The following is an 18388-nucleotide window of genomic DNA, read 5'->3' as shown; positions in this document are numbered from 1 at the left end:
TTATAGCTGATCATGATACGTCCGGAGCGCCTACTGGCAACAACCGTGAGTGCGTCCGGACCGAGTGTCACGGCGGGGCCATGCGCCCCTGAGCTCGGGCTGGACGCCCTCATCGGCGGGGCGGGCCGTCAGATCGCGAGTGCGGCGAGGACGAGGCCCAGCCCCTCGTGGAACTGGGTTTCCATCTCGGCGGCGAGGTGGTCGGCGGTTGCGGCGAGGTGGGGGTAGCGGGAAGCGGCCGGACTGATCGCGGTTACTGGCGTGACGGTGGCGTCCGGCCCCTTGCGGGCGATCGTCGCCGCGGTGTGGCGAGCTTCGGTGAGGGAGTGCCCGAGGGTGTAGAAGAGCAGCGTCTGGAAGGCGTTGGCCGCCTCATGATCGGGCATTCCCGCGTCGCGGAGCAGACCGATCGTGTGGTTGGTCCGTTCCCAGCTGGCTTCGCCGCCCGGCGGCCGGCGCAGGACGACCGGTGCGAGAGTGGGATGGCGCAGGAGCGACCGGCGCAGCTGGGCGAAGGTCTCCCGGAGGTCGGCGAGGGGGCTCCCGGAGTGGGGGAGTGGCTCCGTACCTCGCACCACCCGGTCGGCCAGGGCCTCCAGGAGATCGTTTTTGGTGCGGAAATGCCGGTAGACGGCAGTGGGGTCGATGTTCAGCCGGGCACCGAGCGCTCGCATGCTGAAGCCTCCGACCCCACCGATGTCGACGATCTCCATCGCGGTGTCGAGCAGCAGCTGTTGGGACAGCGTCCCGCGAGGGGTGCGGGTGTGGCGAGGCTGCGCGGTCTCCATCGGTCTCCTTCACGTTTTCTGCTACCTACAGTGTAGTCAACGATGTTGACGACACTTCTTGATGAACTTGATCTTCATCCAACCACCCACCAAAACCCAACGACCAAAAAAGCACGATGCGTGCCGCCAGCAACAGACAATAGATCGCTCCGGGCGGGGAAGAAAGGGCGTAGCAGATCTGCTGAGCCTGGGAGCTGAATATGCCACAAGTGGACGAAAAGGACGCCCGCAAGGTCGCCGAAGCCGCGCGTGAGACGGCATGGACGCGTCCGTCGTTCGGTAAGGAGCTCTTCCTCGGGCATTTTCGCCTCGATCTCATCTCGCCGCACCCCCGGCCGTCGAAGGCCGACAGGACGCGCGGTGAGGCCTTTCTTGAAAGGCTCGAGGAATTCCTGCGTGAGCACGTGGACCCGCTCCAGATCGAGCGGGATGGTCGTATTCCGCGGGACGTCCTCGATGGTCTCAAAGGGCTGGGCGCGCTGGGCATGAAGATCCCGGAGGAGTATGGCGGCCTCGGGCTGAGCACCGTGTACTACAATCGGGCGCTGGCGCTCGCCGGTAGTTGGCATTCCTCCATCCCGACCCTGCTCTCGGCGCACCAGTCGATCGGGGTAGCCGAACCGGTTCGCAGATTCGGCACACATGAGCAGAAGCGCAGGTACCTGCCACTGGTCGCCCGCAAGGAGGTCAGCGCGTTCCTGCTGACCGAGCCAGATGTGGGCAGCGATCCCGCGCGGATGAGTGCGCAGGCCGTTCCTGTGGACGGCGGTGTGGCCTACGAGCTGTCCGGCCGCAAGCTGTGGACCACCAACGGTGTGATCGCGGACCGGCTGGTTGTGATGGCTGTCGTGCCGACAGCCGCGGAGCGTCACGGCGGCATCACCTGCTTCATCGTCGACGCGCACGCGCCCGGTGTCACGGTCGAGCACCGCAACGAGTTCATGGGTCTGCGTGGCATCGAGAACGGTGTCACCCGCTTCGACCGGGTGAGAGTACCGGTCGAAGACCGGCTTGGCCGGGAGGGGGAAGGGCTCAAGATCGCGTTGACGACCCTCAACACCGGCCGGCTGGCCCTGCCAGCGGTCTGCGCCGGCGGCGCGAAGTACTCGCTGCGGATCGCCCGGGAGTGGGCCGCTGAGCGGGTTCAGTGGGGCCAGCCGATCGGCCGGCACGAGGCCATCGCTCAGAAGATCGCTTTTATCGCCGCGACCGCGTTCGCCATGGAGGCGGTCGTCGACCTGACCGCGATGATGGCCGACGAAGGCGGTAAGGACATCCGGATCGAGGCCGCGCTCGCCAAGCTGTACGCGAGCGAGATGGCGTGGCTGGTCGCCGACGAGATGGTGCAGATCCGCGGCGGCCGCGGGTACGAGACGGCGCAATCGCTGGCCAATCGCGGTGAACGGCCCGTCCCGGCCGAGCAGATGCTGCGCGACCTGCGTATCAACCGGATCTTCGAGGGCTCCAGCGAAATCATGAAACTGCTCATCGCCCGGGAGGCGGTCGACACCCATCTGACGGTCGCCGGGGACATCATCGAGCCGGAGATCCCGTTGTCGGCCAAGGCGAGAACCTCCGCGCGCGCGGCTGGCTTCTACGCCCGCTGGTTGCCCCGACTGGTTGTCGGGGAGGGGACCGGCCCGCGTTCCTTCGCTGAGTTTGGCGCGCTCGCGACGCACCTTCGGTTCGTTGAACGGTCGGCGCGCAAAATGGCCCGCTCGACCTTCTATGGGATGAGCCGTTGGAAGGGCGGCCTGGAAAAGAGACAGATGTTTCTTGGCCGTATCGTCGACATCGGTGCGGAGCTGTTCGCCATGAGCGCGTGTGTGGTTCGTGCGCAGCTGCTCGCGCGGGACGGTGAGCCGACCGCCATCGAGCTGGCGGACCTGTTCTGCCGGCAGGCCCGGCGCCGGGTCGATGTTTTGTTCGACGCGTTGTGGAGCAACGACGACACCTACAATTTCCGGGCCGCGCAACAGGTTCTGGCCGGCAGGTTCGACTGGGCGGAGGCGGGAGTACTCGACCCGAGCGGCGGCGGGCCGTTCCTCGCCGATGCCCGCCGCGCGGCTGAGGACACTGGCCGGCCGGGCGCGGCTGCCACCCGGGCGGAAAAACAGGAGAAGACCAAAAAGGATAGGAAGGATGTGAAAAATCCGGCGGGAGGTATCGCGGAAAGTGAATCCGTGCCGCCGGCCGGTGTGGTTCCGGGAAGCTGACGGAGCCTTGTTGCCGGACCGCGCTAACGGTCCGGCAACAAGCGTACGGCGGGTCACCCGCCAGGTCGGGCTCGGAGATCAGCTGATCAGGAGCCCGCCGTCATCCCGCAGGAGGGGCAGGACTGACAGGCGGTCCTCCGCGAGGATGCGTTGGGTAGTAATTCGTGCTGGATAACTACGCATGAACATATTGGTAAAATGTGTCCCGTAGTGGATGCAGTCGGCACTCACCCCGGACAGCGGACGGATGCGGGCCGCAAAATTGGGCTCATGGAAGTACGCGAGCGCGAAACGCTCTCGGGTGTTCAGCCTGACCTTGTGCGGTGTCGAGAGCAGAAAGCCGTCGGTCAGGAACTGAAGAATGTCACCAGGGAACACCGTCAGTACGCTCGGCACCGGCCGCACGAACGTCCACGGCTCCTCGTTCTCGTACATGCCGGCGGCGCTCTCGTTCGCCAGCCAGTTCCTGTTCCGCTTCTCCCCGGCAACCGGCGGACGTATGTAGAGCCCGCCCACGTCATCCTGGGCGGCGATTACCAGCAGCCCGTAGTCGGTGTGGGCGCCGATGCCGCGACGGCTCTCCTTCGACAAAGCGGGAAAACGCAGGACCCGCATATGGTGCCAGCCATCAGCGGTCAGCCTCGTCAGCGCGTCGGTGTCATCAAGCTCCAGGCCCAGCGCTGTCAGCTTCAGTAGTTTCTCACCCACCCGGCCGAGTTCGTCCATGAACACCCGCATGCTTCGCTGGTATTCGGCGTCGGGCCAGGGGGTCGGGCCGTGGCATGGCCACCGCGCCTGAACACGGGCATCGTCCAACGCGATGTCCGGACAGACCGTGAAAATCTCGGAATAGTCCGCTTCGCCGGCCGTGACCTCCTCACCGGACGCGATGTAGCCGCTGTAGGTCAGCTCACTCACACATTGGCTCTTGGCTTTCATGGGCAGGCGAAAAAATCGTTTGCTCGATTCAATCGCGGCCTGGGTTTTTTGATCCTGTGCCGGGCTGGTAGCAATCTGGAATATTCCGTCGCTCCGCCAGGCTCGCACCATCGCACGCGCCAGCGCGCGGTCGGATTCCGTGCCGTCGATGAACTCGGGTAAATGGAATGTCTGTAGCTCGTTCAATTCGGTCTCCTTCTGTGTGGGGGTGCGGCTACCGCGCGTACCGAAATAGCAGCTCCCCGTCATGGTGCCGGGGTGCGGCTGGACCCGTGGCATGCGTCAATTTCCCTCGATCCGCCTGATTGAACCAGAATGATGAAATATCTGCATCAGTGATCGAATCTTCTGTCACCACCTCGATAGCGCGAGCGGTATTGCCAGTACCATCGACGCCGCGCTGGTATTGCCGGTACCACTTAGCGCGACCGGCCGTGGGGCACGCACCTCGCGTCATCGCCAAGGTGACTCCCTCCGTCACCTCGCGATACACGCGCCCCGACCTCGCTCCCTGATCCATGACCCTGTTGCCGGAGCTTCTTGGGCCGCGTTGTTCCCGCCTCGCACGACCGACCAGCCTGGACCGGGTACCACGGCTGTGCCCCCAGTGGGAACCTGGGCAGATGACCAGCGCCCAATCCGCTGATGCCGGCCAGCCGCCCGCCGCGCCCGATCGTTCCGGTGACCGCTGCCCGGCCTGCGAGCGGCCGGTCAACACCGTCAGGCCGCGGCCGCTCCCGGCCGGGGCCAGCGAGCGGCCGCGGCATCACATCCGTAACGAGACTCACCTCGTCGCCAGCCTGAAGAGCTCACAGGACCGGGTGGCCGACGCTGTGACGGCTTTTGCGGGCAGTCTCAGATTCGTCTACATCCACGCTCTGTGGTTCGCTCTCTGGATTGTGGCGAACACGGGGGTCTGGGGTCCCGCGCTGGTTTTCGACCGCTATCCTTATGGCCTGCTGACGATGCTTGTCAGCCTGGAGGCCATTTTTCTCAGCACATTTGTCATGGTGAGCCAGAATCGACAGGCAGCTCGTAACGACCTGCGCAGCGAACTGGACTTCGAGACCAATGTGCGCAGCGAGATCTGGTCTGTTCATATCGGCCGCAGGCTCGGGATCGATCCTCTCGAAATCGAGGCGGAAGTGCGGCGCGCGCTCACTGTCGGCCGGAACCGGCTGCATGACACCGTGGTTGCTGGCCTCGAGCCCGAGATTTCGCCGCGAGAGCGTGCGTGAGATCGGGATTTCGACCGGTACGAGGATCCGGCGGCAGGGCGTTCGGTCAGGTGGCGGCGCCCGGGTGGATGATTCGCGACGCCGCGTCCCCTCATGCCGGGCGCGCTGAACCGCGTCCAGCCGCCCCGGTATTCGCTCACCAGCCGCGGGCACGCCATTCGGCGAGATGCGGCCGCTCCGCCTCGATGGTTGTGTCCCTGCCGTGCCCGGGATAGATCCAGGTGGCATCCGGGAACGGCCCGAAAACCTTCCGCTCGAGGTCATCCATGAGAGAGCTGAACGCCGAGGCGTTCCCGAAAGTGGCACCGGGGCCACCGGGAAACAGACAGTCACCGGTGAACAGATGCGGTGCGGCCGGGTCGGCATCGTAGAGCAACGCGATCGACCCCGGCGTGTGCCCAACCAGGTGAATCACCCGCAGGGTGGCGGCGCCGACGGTCACCTCGTCGCCGTCACGGACCAAGACCGTCGTCGGCACCGGGATGGCGTCGGCGTCGGCCGGGTGCGCCACCGTCCTCGCCCCGGTCGCCGCGACCACCGCGTCCAGCGCCTGCACATGGTCATTGTGATGGTGGCTCGTCACCACGGTGGTGAGCCCCGCCGCACCGATGAGGCCCAACAGCGTCTCGGCCTCGTTCGCGGCGTCGATCAGAAGCTGCTCGCCGGTTACGGCGCATCGCAGCAGGTAGGCGTTGTTGTCCATCGGACCGACCGCGACCTTGATGATCGTCAGCCCCGGCAGCTCGCGGACATCCGCCGGCCCGCCGGCCGCGACCACTCCCGAATACCCGTGCTCGCCGTGTCCCATGTTCTCCTCCGCTGAACATCATACCGCCGCCGGTGGTCGTGGCTGGCCAGGCCAGGCCAGCGACCATGGCGGGGCTCGTCTCAGCTGTCCCCACCGCGATGTCGCTCCGAAGCTGTCGGAGCTCGTCCGTACCATGGCAGGCGCCGCGGACATCCGTCCTCGAACGCGGCATGTCCCGTCACCCGAGCAGACCGCGAAGGATCCCACGATGGCAGACCGTCTCGTCGTTCGCGGCGCGCGCGAGCACAACCTGCGCGATGTCGACCTCGACCTGCCGCGGGACTCCTTGATTGTTTTTACCGGTCTGTCGGGCTCGGGAAAGTCCAGCCTCGCCTTCGACACAATTTTCGCGGAGGGGCAGCGGCGGTATGTCGAGTCGTTGTCGGCCTATGCCCGCCAGTTCCTTGGCCAGATGGACAAGCCCGACGTCGACTTCATCGAGGGGCTGTCCCCAGCCGTCTCGATCGACCAGAAGTCGACCTCACGAAACCCCAGGTCCACGGTCGGAACGATCACCGAGGTGTACGACTACCTGCGCCTGATGTTCGCGCGGGCGGGTCGCCCGCACTGCCCGAAGTGCGGGCGACCGATCTCCCGGCAGACCCCGCAGCAGATCGTCGACCGGCTGCTCGAGCTGCCCGAGGGCACTCGCTTCCAGGTGCTCGCCCCGATCGTTCGGGGCCGCAAGGGCGAATACCTCGACCTCTTCGCGGACCTGCAGTCCAAGGGATTCGCCCGCGCGCGTGTCGACGGCGGTGTCCTCGCTCTCACCGATGTGCCGAAACTGGAGAAGCAGCGTAAACACACGATCGAGGTCGTGGTCGACCGGCTGGCGGTGAAGGCGTCGGCAAAGCAGCGGCTGACCGACTCCATCGAGACGGCACTCGGCCTTGGTGGTGGTCTGGTGCTGCTCGACTTCGTCGACCGCGACCCGGGCGGCCCCGACCGTGAGCGGATGTACTCCGAGCATCTCGCCTGCCTGTACGACGACCTGTCGTTCGAGGAGCTGGAACCGAGGTCCTTCTCCTTCAACTCCCCGTACGGTGCCTGTCCGGACTGTTCCGGCCTGGGCACCCGCAAGGAGGTCGATCCCGAGCTCGTCGTTCCCGACCCGACGCTGTCGCTGAACGACGGAGCGATCGCGCCGTGGTCAGCCGGCCACAACAAGGAGTACTTCACCCGGCTGCTGGAGGCCCTGGCCAACGATCTCGGCTTCCGGATGGACATCCCCTGGGAGGGCCTGCCGGAACGGGCACGCAAGGCTGTGCTGCACGGACGGGGGGAGACCGAGGTCCAGGTCGCCTACACCAACCGGTACGGCCGGTCACGCCAGTACTTCACCGCCTTCGAGGGGGTGGTCGCCTTCCTCGGCCGCCGCCATCGGGAAGCCGAGTCGGACAGCAGCCGTGAGCGCTACGAGGGCTACATGCGTGACATCGCCTGCCCGGTCTGCCGCGGCGCCCGGCTCAAACCCGAATCACTGGCGGTAACCCTGGGTGGTCGTTCGATCGCCGAGGTGGCCGCTATGGCCATCGGGGAGTGCGCCGAGTTCCTGCGGGCGCTCGAGCTCACCGAACGGGAACGGACGATCGCCGGCCGGGTACTCAAGGAGATCGACGCGCGGCTCGCGTTCCTGCTCGACGTCGGGCTCGACTACCTGTCCCTGGACCGTGCCGCCGGCACGCTGGCCGGGGGGGAGGCGCAGCGGATCAGGCTCGCCACCCAGATCGGTTCGGGGCTGGTCGGGGTCCTCTACGTCCTGGACGAGCCGTCGATCGGCCTGCACCAGCGGGACAACCGCCGCCTCATCCAGACGCTGGTCCGGCTGCGCGACCTCGGTAACACCCTGATCGTCGTCGAACACGACGAGGACACGATCCGCGCCGCCGACTGGGTGGTGGACATCGGGCCGGGGGCTGGTGAGCACGGCGGCAAGGTCGTCGTGTCCGGCTCGGTGGAGGCGTTGCTCCATGCGGAGTCCTCGATCACCGGGGCGTACCTGTCGCGCCGCCGCGAGATACCGGTGCCCGACATCCGGCGGCAGCCGACCGCGGGCCGCGCGCTGACCGTCCACGCGGCCCGTGAGCACAACCTGCGGGATGTGACGGTGTCGTTCCCCCTCGGCTGTTTCGTGGCCGTCACGGGCGTCTCCGGCTCGGGGAAGTCCACCCTCGTCAACGACATCCTGGCCGCGGTACTGGCGAACACGCTCAACGGCGCTCGGGAAGTACCGGGACGGCATCGCGGCGTCACCGGTATTGATCATCTTGATAAGGTCGTCAGGGTTGACCAGTCCCCGATCGGCCGGACCCCGCGGTCGAACCCCGCCACCTACACCGGCGTTTTCGACCACGTTCGCCGCCTGTTCGCCGAGACCACCGAGGCCAAGGTCCGTGGCTACCTTCCTGGGCGATTCTCGTTCAACGTCAAGGGCGGCCGCTGCGAGGCCTGCGCCGGGGACGGCACCATCAAGATCGAGATGAACTTCCTGCCGGACGTGTACGTGCCGTGCGAGGTCTGCCACGGTGCTCGGTACAACCGGGAGACGCTGGAGGTCCACTACAAGAACCGGAGCATCGCCGAGGTCCTCGATATGCCGATCGAGGAGGCCGCGGAGTTCTTCGCGGCCGTTCCCGCGATCGCCCGGCATCTGCGCACCCTCAACGACGTCGGTCTCGGCTACGTCAGGCTCGGCCAGTCAGCACCGACGCTGTCCGGCGGGGAGGCACAACGGGTCAAACTCGCCGCCGAGCTCCAGCGGCGCTCCACCGGCCGCACCGCCTACGTGCTGGACGAGCCCACGACCGGGCTGCACTTCGAGGACATCCGTAAACTGCTGGGTGTTCTCGGCCGCCTTGTGGACACTGGCAACACGGTCATCGTCATCGAGCACAACCTGGACGTCATCAAGACGGCGGACTGGGTCATCGACATGGGTCCGGAGGGCGGGACCGGTGGCGGACGGGTCATCGCCGAAGGACCGCCGGAGGTGGTCGCCGCGGTTGAGAGCAGCCATACTGGGCTGTTCCTCCGGGAGATCCTCGGGCCACGGGCCGGCTTCGGGTCGGCGGCCGGGCCGGCGTCAGCCGCGTCCTGACCGCCGGGGCTCCTGTCACGCCGCGGGACAACGGGACGTCCGCACGGCCCCAGGCCGGGGACGGCGGGAGCGGGTACGTGGAGGTCAGGTACGTAGAAGATCGGCCAGAACGGCGTCGAGTTCCTCGGCAGAACGTTCCGCGCCGCGGGGAACCACCTGTTCGGTCGCGTCGAGGAACGCCCGCGCGGCCTCGATGTCCAGCCGGACGACGGAGTGGAGTTCACGAGATGTCAGATCGAGCCGCACACAGCCGCGGTCCGGTTCCGGGGTGATCCGCACGTCACCGCCGCCGGTGGGGATGTCCAGACCGGCGCGTAGCGCGTCTCGCAGCACCACCCAGGTACCTCGCGGCAGCGCCGGATGATCGGGCCGGGAGATGAGCTCCAACGTCACGGCAAGCGGGTCGGCCCGTCGCCAGCTCACCTGCAGCACGGTCAGCCGCCCGCGGGAAGGTGCGTCATTGACGACCAACTCGGTGGTCACATCGTCCACCTGCATCCGTCGTGCCTCCTTCGTCATCCAGCGACGCTGTGCACCGCGGTATCGAGGGTGACAGCCGGTCAGGCAAGATGCCACCCGGGACACGTTAAGGGACTTGTTCGGGACCAGCCTGGACAAGGTCGACGCCAGCCTCAGGAGGCCCTCTCCGGGGATGGTGGCACGCAGGTGCCGCGGGATCAGCGCCTGTCGGACCGGTCGTCGTGGCCATCGTGGCCATCGGACGGCGAGCGCCTGACGGGCCATGGTTTGCACACCGCTCATGGTCTCCGAGCATGGACCCTGGCATCGCCGGCCGCCCCGCGCCATGACGGGTGTCCCGTCAGCTGTGAGATATGCCCAGCCATGGTCGTCACGGGGCTTTGTTCCGCCCCGGGTCATGGCCGCCCTTCAAGAGCAGGTGCCCAGCGTGATGAAATGGTTACGTGGAGGCGTTGTTCAATGGCTGTCCGGCGCGCCGTAGGCTCGGTTCATGGCTGATCCGGCGTCCTACCGTCCCGCGCCGGGATCGGTTCCGGCGACACCGGGGGTGTACCGGTTCTCCGACGAGCACGGCCGCGTGGTGTACGTGGGCAAAGCGAAGAACCTTCGCGCCAGGTTGTCAACCTACTTCACCGATATACACAACCTCCACCCCCGTACTCAGCACATGGTGACGACCGCGAGTGCGGTCGACTGGACGGTGGTGTCGACGGAGGTCGAAGCGCTTCAGCTCGAGTACACCTGGATCAAGGAGTTCGATCCTCGCTTCAATGTTCGCTACCGGGACGACAAGAGCTACCCGAGCCTCGCGGTGACGCTGCACGAGGAGTTCCCCCGGTTGCAGGTCATGCGCGGTCCCAAGCGCGCCGGCGTCCGTTACTTCGGTCCGTACCCCCACGCGTGGGCCATCCGGGAGACCCTGGATCTCCTGCTGCGTGTCTTCCCGGCCCGTACGTGCGGTGCGGGCGTGTTCAAGCGCGCGGGCCAGATGGGCCGCCCCTGCCTGCTCGGCTACATCGGCCGCTGCTCGGCACCGTGTGTGGGCCGGGTCGACGAGGCCGAGCACCGTCGCATCGTCGAGAATTTCTGCGACTTCATGTCCGGGCGGACCGACCGGTACATCCGCACGCTCGAACGCGAGATGGCGCAGGCCGCGGCGGAGCAGCGGTACGAAAGCGCCGCGCGGCTGCGGGACGACATCGGCGCCCTGCGCCAGGCCATGGAAAAACAGGCCGTGGTGCTGCCTGACGGCACCGACGCCGACGTCATCGCGTTCGCCCAGGACGATCTTGAAGCCGCCGTCCAGGTCTTCTACGTGCGTGACGGCCGGGTCCGCGGCCAGCGCGGCTGGGTGGTCGACAAGCTCGAGGAGCTGACCACGGGGGAGCTGGTCGAGCAGTTCCTCGCCCAGGAGTACCTGTCACAGGCCGCCCCCGCGGCCACTACCCCGACCGGCTCGGCCCCGACCGGCGGGCTCGCCTGTCCCGGCGCCGCCAACGAGATCCCGCGAGAGGTGCTCGTCCCGGTGCTCCCGCCGGACGCGGCTGCCGTGGCCGCGCTGCTCAGTGCCGCCCGCGGCAGCCAGGTCGACCTGCGGGTTCCTCGCCGTGGGAACAAGCGGACCCTGCTGGAGACCGTCGAGCGCAACGCGGCCCAGGCCTTCACCCTGCATCGCACGAAACGGGCCGGTGATCTGTCCGCGCGCAGCCGGGCGCTGTCGGACATCCAGGACGCGCTCGGCCTGGCCGAGCCGCCGCTGCGGATCGAGTCGTTCGACATCTCCAACCTGCGGGGCAGCAACGTCGTCGCGAGCATGGTCGTCTTCGAGGACGGGCTGCCCCGCAAGTCGGAGTACCGGCGGTTCGCCATCCGCGGGGTGGACGGGCAGGACGACGTCGCGAGCATGTACGAGACGATCAGCCGGCGGTTCAGCCGCTACCTTGCCGAGCAGGCGCGCACCGGGGACGTCGCCGGGCTGGCGAGCCCGTCCAGCACCCCGCCGGAGCCGGTCACGGACCAGTCACGGCGTTTTGCCTACCCGCCCAGCCTGGTCGTTGTCGACGGCGGCCCCCCGCAGGTCGCCGCGGCCCGCCGAGCCCTGGACACGCTCGGTATCGACAGCGGCCCCGGCGGCATCGCCCTGTGCGGGCTCGCCAAGCGGCTGGAGGAGGTGTGGCTGCCGGCTGAGGATGATCCGGTTATTCTGCCCCGCACCAGCGAGGCGTTGTACCTGTTGCAACGGATCCGGGACGAGGCGCACCGGTTCGCGATCACCTATCATCGCCAGAAGCGCTCCCAGGCCATGGTTCATTCGCTGCTCGACGACGTGCCGGGGCTCGGCGAGACACGCCGCAAAGCGCTGCTGGCGACGTTCGGCTCGCTCGCTCGGATACGCCGGGCAACGGTCGACCAGATCGCCGAGGTTCCGGGCATCGGCCGGCGGACAGCCCAGGCCGTGGTGGACGCGCTGGCCGCGGCCGGACCGGGAACCGTGGCGGCCGCCGCACCCGCGGTCGACCCGTACACGGGGGAAATTCTTGGGACTGACGGAACCGCGCCGGTGCCCCCGCCCGCGGTGTCCGCGCCCGAATCGGGGCCATCGGGAGCCGCCGCGGCCGGCACCACCACCGCTGGACCCGGTTCCGATACCACGTCAACCTGGGGTGTTCCCACATGACCTCCGCCGTGCCGCTTGACCTCGCCATCATCACCGGGCTGTCCGGAGCGGGCCGCAGCACCGCGGCCAAGTGCCTGGAGGATCTCGGCTGGTTCGTTGTTGACAACCTCCCCCCGGCGTTGCTGGCCACCATGACCGAACTCGGGCTGCGGTCACAGGGCGCGGTCAATCGCATCGCCGTGGTCGTGGACGTCCGCGGCCGGGCGTTCTTCTCCGACCTGCGCGCGACGCTGGACGCGCTCGAGGCCCGTGGCATGCATCCGCAGGTGCTCTTTCTGGAAGCCGCGGACGAGACGCTGGTCCGCAGGTTCGACCACGTCCGCCGGCCGCATCCGCTCCAGGGCGACGGGCGGGTGGTCGACGGCATCAGCCGTGAGCGCGCGCTGCTGGCGGAGCTGCGCGGCGAGTCGGACCTGGTCCTGGACACCACCGATCTCAACGTCCACGAGTTGCGGGCCAAGATTGACACCGCGTTCGGCCAGCCGAGCGGGAACCGCCTGAACGCGACGGTGGTCTCCTTCGGCTACAAGTACGGTCTGCCGCTGGACGCCGACCTGGTGGCCGACTGCCGGTTCCTGCCGAATCCGCACTGGGTGGAGGCACTGCGACCGTTCACCGGCCGTGATCCAGATGTTCGTGACTACGTTCTCGCCCAGCCAGGGGCAGCGGAGTTCATCGACCAGTACGCGGCGTTGCTGCGGCTGGTGGGGGAGGGGTACGTGCGGGAAGGTAAGCGTTATCTGACACTCGCGGTCGGGTGCACCGGTGGCAAGCACCGCAGTGTGGCCCTGGCCGAACAGCTCGCCGCGCGGCTCGCGGGCGACGGCGTCGGCGTCCGGGTCGTCCATCGTGATCTGGGGCGAGAGTGACGGGTACCGGTCCCGCGGTGGTGGCTTTCGGCGGTGGCCACGGTTTGGCCGCGTCCCTGCGGGCGTTGCGGCGCATCACCGAGCATCTCACCGCTGTCGTGACAGTAGGTGACGACGGTGGATCGTCGGGACGGCTCCGGAACGAGCTGGGAGCGCTGCCCATGGGTGATCTGCGCATGGCGCTGGCCGCGCTCGCCGGTGCCGACACCTGGTCGGCCACCTGGGCGGAGCTGTTCCAGCACCGGTTCGGTGGTCGCGGCCCGCTCGCCGGTCACGCTGTCGGTAATCTGGTGCTGACGGCGCTCGCCGAACGCCAGGGCTCCGCGGTGGCCGCGCTCGACCTTGCGGCCAGGCTGTTGGGGGCCGCCGGGCGGGTGCTGCCGCTGTCGGACGCGGGCATCGACATCGTCGCCGAGGTGGCCGGACTCGACCCGGTTCAGCCGGCCGCCGTCGTCGAGGTCCACGGCCAGGCGGAGGTGGCTACCACCGCCGGGCGGGTCCGGAGCCTGCGTCTCCAGCCCGCGACGCCCCCGGCGTGCCCACCGGCGCTGGACGCCGTCGAGCGGGCCGAGTGGGTGGTGTTCGGCCCGGGTTCGCTCTACACCAGCGTGCTGCCTCATCTGCTGGTGCCCGAGATGACCGAGCGCCTGCTCGGGTCGCCGGCTCGCCGCGTCGTGGTCCTGAACCTGGTGCCGCAGCCCGGTGAGACCGCCGGTTATCCGCCCGAGGCGCATCTGCGGGTCATCGGGAAGCATGCGCCGGGCCTCCTGTTCGATGTCGTGATCGCGGACCGTGACGCGGTCGGTGAGCCGGGTGCGCTCGCCCGTGCCGCGGCCGATCTGGGAGCGCGGTTGCACCTCGTACCGGTCGCCTACCCCGGTGAGCCGCGCCATGACCCGCGACGGCTGGCCGCCGCGTTCAAGGCGGTGTTCGCCGGCATGACCGGGGCCGGCTCCGGCGCCCGGCCAGGTCCGGCCGCGGCCGCGGCCGACAAGCTGGTTTCAGACGATGCGGTGCGCGGCGATCCCGCGGCCACCGTCTCCGCTCGTGAAGGTGAGGAATGATTCGTGTGGCCGCAATGACCGCCACCGTCAAGGACGAGCTCAGCCGGTTGCGGGTGGCGAAGCCATGTTGTCGCAGAGCGGAGATGGCCGCGTTGTTGCGCTTCGGTGGCGGGCTGCACATCGTGCGTGGCCGCATCGTCGTCGAGGCCGAACTCGACGCGGGTGCCACCGCCCGCAGGCTGCGCCGCGAGATCGCGGAGGTGTTCGGCTTCCCGTCGGGCATCGCGGTGCTCGCCGCGGGTGGGCTGCGCCGTTCGGCGCGCTACATCGTCCGGGTGGAACGTGACGGTGAGCAGCTGGCGCGGTCGACCGGGCTGCTTGACCAGCGAGGCCGACCGGTGCGGGGATTGCCGCCGCAGGTGGTGACGGGCGCGTCCTGCGACGCCGCGGCTGCGTGGCGCGGGGCGTTCCTGGCCCACGGTTCGCTGACCGAGCCGGGCCGCTCCTGCTCCTTGGAGATCACGTCGCCGGGGCCGGAGGCCGCGCTCGCGCTGGTCGGCGCGGCCCGCCGGCTCGGTGTCGCGGCCAAGAGCCGGGATGTGCGCGGGGTTGACCGGGTGGTGATCCGGGACGGTGACGCGATCAGCGTGCTGCTGACAAAAATCGGCGCGCATGACAGCCTGCTCACCTGGGAGGACCGGCGGATGCGCCGGGAGGTGCGGGCAACCGCGAACCGGCTGGCGAACTTCGACGATGCCAACCTTCGCCGTTCCGCGCGCGCGGCGGTTGCGGCCGGTGCCCGGGTCCAGGCCGCGTTGAGGATTCTGGGCGACGACGCGCCGGGGCATCTGCTCGCCGCCGGACGGCTGCGCCTGGAGCACGCCCAGGCCTCCCTGGAGGAGCTGGGCGCGCTCGCGGACCCGCCGCTGACCAAGGACGCGGTCGCCGGCCGGATCCGGCGGCTGCTTGCGCTGGCCGATAAGCGGGCGCACGCGCTCGGGCTGCCAAACACCGAGGCGAGTGTCTCGCCGGATCTCCTCGAGAACGCCTGACCGTTCCCACGTTTAGCGGATCCGGCAATAGGAGTGTCCGGCTCGCGCCGCCCGGTCGGCGCCTCGCGTCATCGCTCCCCGTCCATCGCTGTGCGATGCACGGGTACCCCGGCTCGTCGGTCGACGCCCCACACAGGGCGCCTCCCTCCGCCGCCGCGCGATCCATCCACCCGGACGCCGCTCCCTGATCGAACGTCCTATTGCCGGAGCCTCTTATTACTATCAGTTAGATGACATATCCGGTGCGCCGCCACACTTCAGGAGCCTCGCACGCGGCGACTGATCTTCTGGTATATCCTTAGCAATACTAAGTAAATAGGATATTACTGGTCCCGGGCCCAGCGAGCCGGGTAGTTCCTGGAGTGAACGCCAGGATGGTCCGCGAGGAAACGCGGCGAGGAGGAGATATGGACAGTTTCGGCAGCACGGGTCATCTCAAGGTAGGCGACCGCAGGTACACAATCCGTCGGCTGGACGCGGTTCCCGGAGCTGACCGGTTGCCCTACAGCCTGCGCGTCCTGCTGGAGAACCTGCTGCGCACCGAGGACGGCGCCAACATCACCGCCGGCCACGTCCGCGCGCTCGCGTCCTGGGACCCGGCCGCCGCGCCGAGCCAGGAGATCCAGTTCACGCCGGCCCGCGTGATCATGCAGGATTTCACCGGTGTCCCGTGCGTGGTTGACCTCGCCGCGATGCGCGAGGCCATGGCGGCGCTCGGCGGCGACCCGACAAAGATCAACCCGCTTGCGCCAGCGGAACTGGTGATCGATCATTCGATCATCGCTGACGTCTTTGGCCAGCCGGACGCCTTCGCGCGCAACACCGAGCTGGAGTTCAGCCGTAACCGTGAGCGCTACCAGTTCCTGCGGTGGGGCCAGGCCGCCTTCGACAACTTCACGGTCGTCCCCCCGAACACCGGGATCGTCCACCAGGTCAACCTGGAGCACCTCGCCCGCGTTGTCTTCACCAAGGACACCGCCGACGGGACACTCGCCTACCCCGACACGCTGGTCGGCACGGACAGCCACACCACCATGATCAATGGCCTGGGGGTGCTCGGCTGGGGCGTCGGCGGCATCGAGGCGGAAGCCGCCATGCTCGGCCAGCCGGTCAGCATGCTCATCCCGACGGTGGTCGGATTCAAGCTCACCGGAGAACTGGCAGCCGGGACCACCGCTACCGACCTCGTTCTCACGATCACCGAGATGCTGCGCAAGCACGGTGTGGTGGGCCGTTTCGTCGAGTTCTACGGCGAGGGCGTGGGCAACGTCCCGTTGGCCAACCGGGCCACGATCGGCAACATGAGCCCCGAGTACGGCTCGACCTGCGCGATCTTCCCAGTGGACGCGGAGACCCTGGCCTACCTGCGGCTGACCGGTCGGCCCAAAGAGCAGATCGACCTCGTCGAGGCCTACACCAAGGAGCAGGGCCTCTGGCACGACCCGAGTCGCGAGCCGGTCTACACGACCACCCTCACCCTCGACCTGTCCACGATCGAGCCCTCGCTGGCCGGCCCCAAGCGCCCGCAGGACCGAGTGCCGCTGCGCACCGCCAAGGCCGCGTTCCGCACCGCGCTCGCCGACTATGCCGGTCCGGCAAAGGCAGCTGCGGATACTTCCAGTGATCTCGGCGGACGCCCGTCCAACCCGACCCCGGTGACTCTCGCGGACGGCACCAGCTTCTCCCTCGACCACGGTGCGGTCGCCATCGCGGCCATCACCTCGTGCACGAACACATCCAACCCGCAGGTGATGGTGGGGGCGGCGATCCTCGCCCGCAACGCCGTCGACCGTGGCCTGACCCGGAAGCCCTGGGTGAAGACCACCCTGGCACCGGGCTCCAAGGTCGTCATGGACTACTACGAGCGCGCCGGGCTCACGTCCTACCTGGACAAGCTCGGCTTCAACCTGGTCGGCTACGGGTGCACCACCTGCATCGGCAACTCCGGGCCGCTACCGGAGGAGATCAGCCAGGGGGTGGCCGCCGGTGACCTGGCGGTGGTCAGCGTGCTGTCCGGCAACCGCAACTTCGAAGGCCGGATCAACCCGGACGTCAAGATGAACTACCTGGCGTCCCCGCCGCTCGTCGTCGCCTACGCCCTTGCCGGCACGATGGACATCGACCTGCTCAACGACCCGCTGGGCACCGACACCGCGGGCAACCCGGTCTACCTGCGCGACATCTGGCCGAGCGAGGTCGAGGTGGCCGCCGTGGTGGGCGACGCGATCCGCTCGGAGATGTTCACCGAGGACTACGGCGACCTCAGCGGTGACGAACGGTGGCAGTCCCTGCCGACCGGTGACGGCGGCACGGTGTCCCAGACCTTCAGCTGGGCACCTGACTCGACCTACGTCCGCCATCCTCCGTATTTCGAGGGGATGCCGGCGAAGCCGACGCCACGCCCGGACATCGTCGACGCCCGGGTGCTGGCGCTGCTCGGCGACTCGGTGACCACCGACCACATCTCGCCCGCCGGATCCATCAAGCCCGACTCGCCGGCGGGCCGGTACCTCGTCGAGCACGGGGTGGACCCGAAGGACTTCAACTCCTACGGCTCCCGACGCGGTAACCACGAGGTGATGATCCGTGGGACGTTCGCCAACATCCGGCTGCGCAACAGGCTCGTCCCCGGCACCGAGGGCGGCGTCACCCGCCACCTGCCCGACGGCGAGCAGCTGGCGATCTACGACGCGGCGCAGCGGTACGCGGCCGACGGGGTGCCGCTGGTGGTACTCGCGGGCAAAGAGTACGGCTCGGGCTCGTCACGTGACTGGGCGGCCAAGGGCACCTCGCTGCTCGGTGTCCGCGCGGTGATCGCCGAGTCGTACGAACGCATCCACCGATCCAACCTCATCGGGATGGGCGTCCTGCCGTTGCAGTTCCCGCCCGGGGAGTCCGCCGCCTCGCTCGGCCTGACCGGAGAGGAGATCTTCACCATCCGCGGGCTCGCCCAGGTCGACGAGCAGACCGCGACCCTGGTCGTGCGGGCCGGCGACAAGCGGTTCGACGCGATCGTCCGCATCGACACGCCGGGGGAGGCGGAGTACTACCGCAACGGCGGCATCCTGCCGTACGTGCTGCGTTCCCTGCTGTCCTGATACTTCCGGCGCAAACGGCAGGGATCACGGGCACGCGGCCGCCAGGGGCGTTTTCAGCGCGCAACCCGGAAGATCCCCGTTCTCTGCCGCCGGCATGTCATACGAGCGCTCGGCAATAGGGG

At 68.2% G+C, this 18388-nt stretch carries 12 protein-coding genes; 8 read left to right on the top strand and 4 right to left on the bottom strand.

The features are described 5' to 3' along the window. Window positions 1–128: 128 nt before the first annotated feature. Window positions 129–788, bottom strand: a complete 660-nt coding sequence (locus tag MJ785_RS09690; RefSeq protein WP_239309435.1) for a TetR/AcrR family transcriptional regulator — start codon at window positions 786–788, stop codon at window positions 129–131. 200 nt (window positions 789–988) lie between these two features. On the opposite strand from MJ785_RS09690, the gene MJ785_RS09685 reads away from it, so the two are divergent. Next, window positions 989–3004, top strand: coding sequence for an acyl-CoA dehydrogenase family protein (locus MJ785_RS09685; protein WP_239380510.1), 2016 nt, complete (start codon window positions 989–991; stop codon window positions 3002–3004). A 78-nt stretch (window positions 3005–3082) separates the two neighbouring features. Here the strand turns inward: MJ785_RS09685 and MJ785_RS09680 are convergent, their stop codons facing one another. Continuing rightward, window positions 3083–4129: a 2-oxoglutarate and iron-dependent oxygenase domain-containing protein gene (locus MJ785_RS09680; protein ID WP_239309439.1), complete on the bottom strand. Its 1047-nt coding sequence runs from the start codon at window positions 4127–4129 to the stop codon at window positions 3083–3085. Window positions 4130–4764: 635 nt separating this feature from the next. Between MJ785_RS09680 and MJ785_RS09675 the strand changes: the two genes are divergently transcribed. Next, window positions 4765–5181: a DUF1003 domain-containing protein gene (locus MJ785_RS09675; RefSeq protein ID WP_239309441.1), complete on the top strand. Its 417-nt coding sequence runs from the start codon at window positions 4765–4767 to the stop codon at window positions 5179–5181. 136 nt (window positions 5182–5317) lie between these two features. On the opposite strand, the gene MJ785_RS09670 is transcribed toward MJ785_RS09675, so the two are convergent. Beyond that, window positions 5318–5989: an MBL fold metallo-hydrolase gene (locus MJ785_RS09670; protein ID WP_239346595.1), complete on the bottom strand. Its 672-nt coding sequence runs from the start codon at window positions 5987–5989 to the stop codon at window positions 5318–5320. A 208-nt stretch (window positions 5990–6197) separates the two neighbouring features. Between MJ785_RS09670 and uvrA the strand changes: the two genes are divergently transcribed. Then, window positions 6198–9086: an excinuclease ABC subunit UvrA gene (gene uvrA / locus MJ785_RS09665; RefSeq protein WP_239380509.1), complete on the top strand. Its 2889-nt coding sequence runs from the start codon at window positions 6198–6200 to the stop codon at window positions 9084–9086. Between the two features lie 84 nt (window positions 9087–9170). On the opposite strand, the gene MJ785_RS09660 is transcribed toward uvrA, so the two are convergent. Further along, the gene (locus tag MJ785_RS09660) at window positions 9171–9584 is read right to left on the bottom strand and encodes an SsgA family sporulation/cell division regulator (RefSeq protein ID WP_239309447.1); all 414 of its coding nucleotides are present in this window, start codon (window positions 9582–9584) and stop codon (window positions 9171–9173) included. A gap of 472 nt (window positions 9585–10056) precedes the next feature. On the opposite strand from MJ785_RS09660, the gene uvrC reads away from it, so the two are divergent. From uvrC to acnA, 5 genes are all read left to right on the top strand, one after another. Further along, complete coding sequence (gene uvrC / locus MJ785_RS09655; protein ID WP_239380505.1) at window positions 10057–12243, top strand: excinuclease ABC subunit UvrC; 2187 nt, start codon at window positions 10057–10059, stop codon at window positions 12241–12243. Beyond that, window positions 12240–13112 (top strand): RNase adapter RapZ, encoded by an 873-nt coding sequence (gene rapZ / locus MJ785_RS09650; RefSeq protein ID WP_239309451.1) that lies wholly within the window; start codon window positions 12240–12242, stop codon window positions 13110–13112. The genes uvrC and rapZ overlap by 4 nt, the downstream gene beginning before the upstream one ends. Continuing rightward, the gene (gene yvcK, locus MJ785_RS09645) at window positions 13109–14176 is read left to right on the top strand and encodes a uridine diphosphate-N-acetylglucosamine-binding protein YvcK (protein ID WP_239309453.1); all 1068 of its coding nucleotides are present in this window, start codon (window positions 13109–13111) and stop codon (window positions 14174–14176) included. The genes rapZ and yvcK overlap by 4 nt, the downstream gene beginning before the upstream one ends. Beyond that, on the top strand, window positions 14173–15168 hold the full coding sequence (gene whiA / locus MJ785_RS09640; RefSeq protein WP_239309455.1) for a DNA-binding protein WhiA: 996 nt from the start codon (window positions 14173–14175) through the stop codon (window positions 15166–15168). The genes yvcK and whiA overlap by 4 nt, the downstream gene beginning before the upstream one ends. 407 nt (window positions 15169–15575) lie before the next feature. Further along, window positions 15576–18266: an aconitate hydratase AcnA gene (acnA, locus tag MJ785_RS09635; protein WP_239380503.1), complete on the top strand. Its 2691-nt coding sequence runs from the start codon at window positions 15576–15578 to the stop codon at window positions 18264–18266. The last annotated feature ends 122 nt before the right edge of the window (window positions 18267–18388 follow it).

It is taken from the genome of Protofrankia sp. CiT1 (assembly GCF_917627335.1).
Lineage (GTDB): Bacteria > Actinomycetota > Actinomycetes > Frankiales > Frankiaceae > Protofrankia.
This window is presented reverse-complemented; position numbering and strand designations above follow the sequence as displayed.

What these genes read in the sequence shown, in the direction of transcription:
- MJ785_RS09690 (WP_239309435.1), bottom strand. Translation starts at nt 788, where the DNA reads ATGGAGACCGCGCAGCCTCGCCACACCCGCACCCCTCGCGGGACGCTG.
- MJ785_RS09670 (WP_239346595.1), bottom strand. Translation starts at nt 5,989, where the DNA reads ATGGGACACGGCGAGCACGGGTATTCGGGAGTGGTCGCGGCCGGCGGG.
- uvrC (WP_239380505.1), top strand. Translation starts at nt 10,057, where the DNA reads ATGGCTGATCCGGCGTCCTACCGTCCCGCGCCGGGATCGGTTCCGGCG.
- whiA (WP_239309455.1), top strand. Translation starts at nt 14,173, where the DNA reads ATGATTCGTGTGGCCGCAATGACCGCCACCGTCAAGGACGAGCTCAGC.
- MJ785_RS09660 (WP_239309447.1), bottom strand. Translation starts at nt 9,584, where the DNA reads ATGCAGGTGGACGATGTGACCACCGAGTTGGTCGTCAATGACGCACCT.
- MJ785_RS09685 (WP_239380510.1), top strand. Translation starts at nt 989, where the DNA reads ATGCCACAAGTGGACGAAAAGGACGCCCGCAAGGTCGCCGAAGCCGCG.
- uvrA (WP_239380509.1), top strand. Translation starts at nt 6,198, where the DNA reads ATGGCAGACCGTCTCGTCGTTCGCGGCGCGCGCGAGCACAACCTGCGC.
- acnA (WP_239380503.1), top strand. Translation starts at nt 15,576, where the DNA reads ATGGACAGTTTCGGCAGCACGGGTCATCTCAAGGTAGGCGACCGCAGG.
- rapZ (WP_239309451.1), top strand. Translation starts at nt 12,240, where the DNA reads ATGACCTCCGCCGTGCCGCTTGACCTCGCCATCATCACCGGGCTGTCC.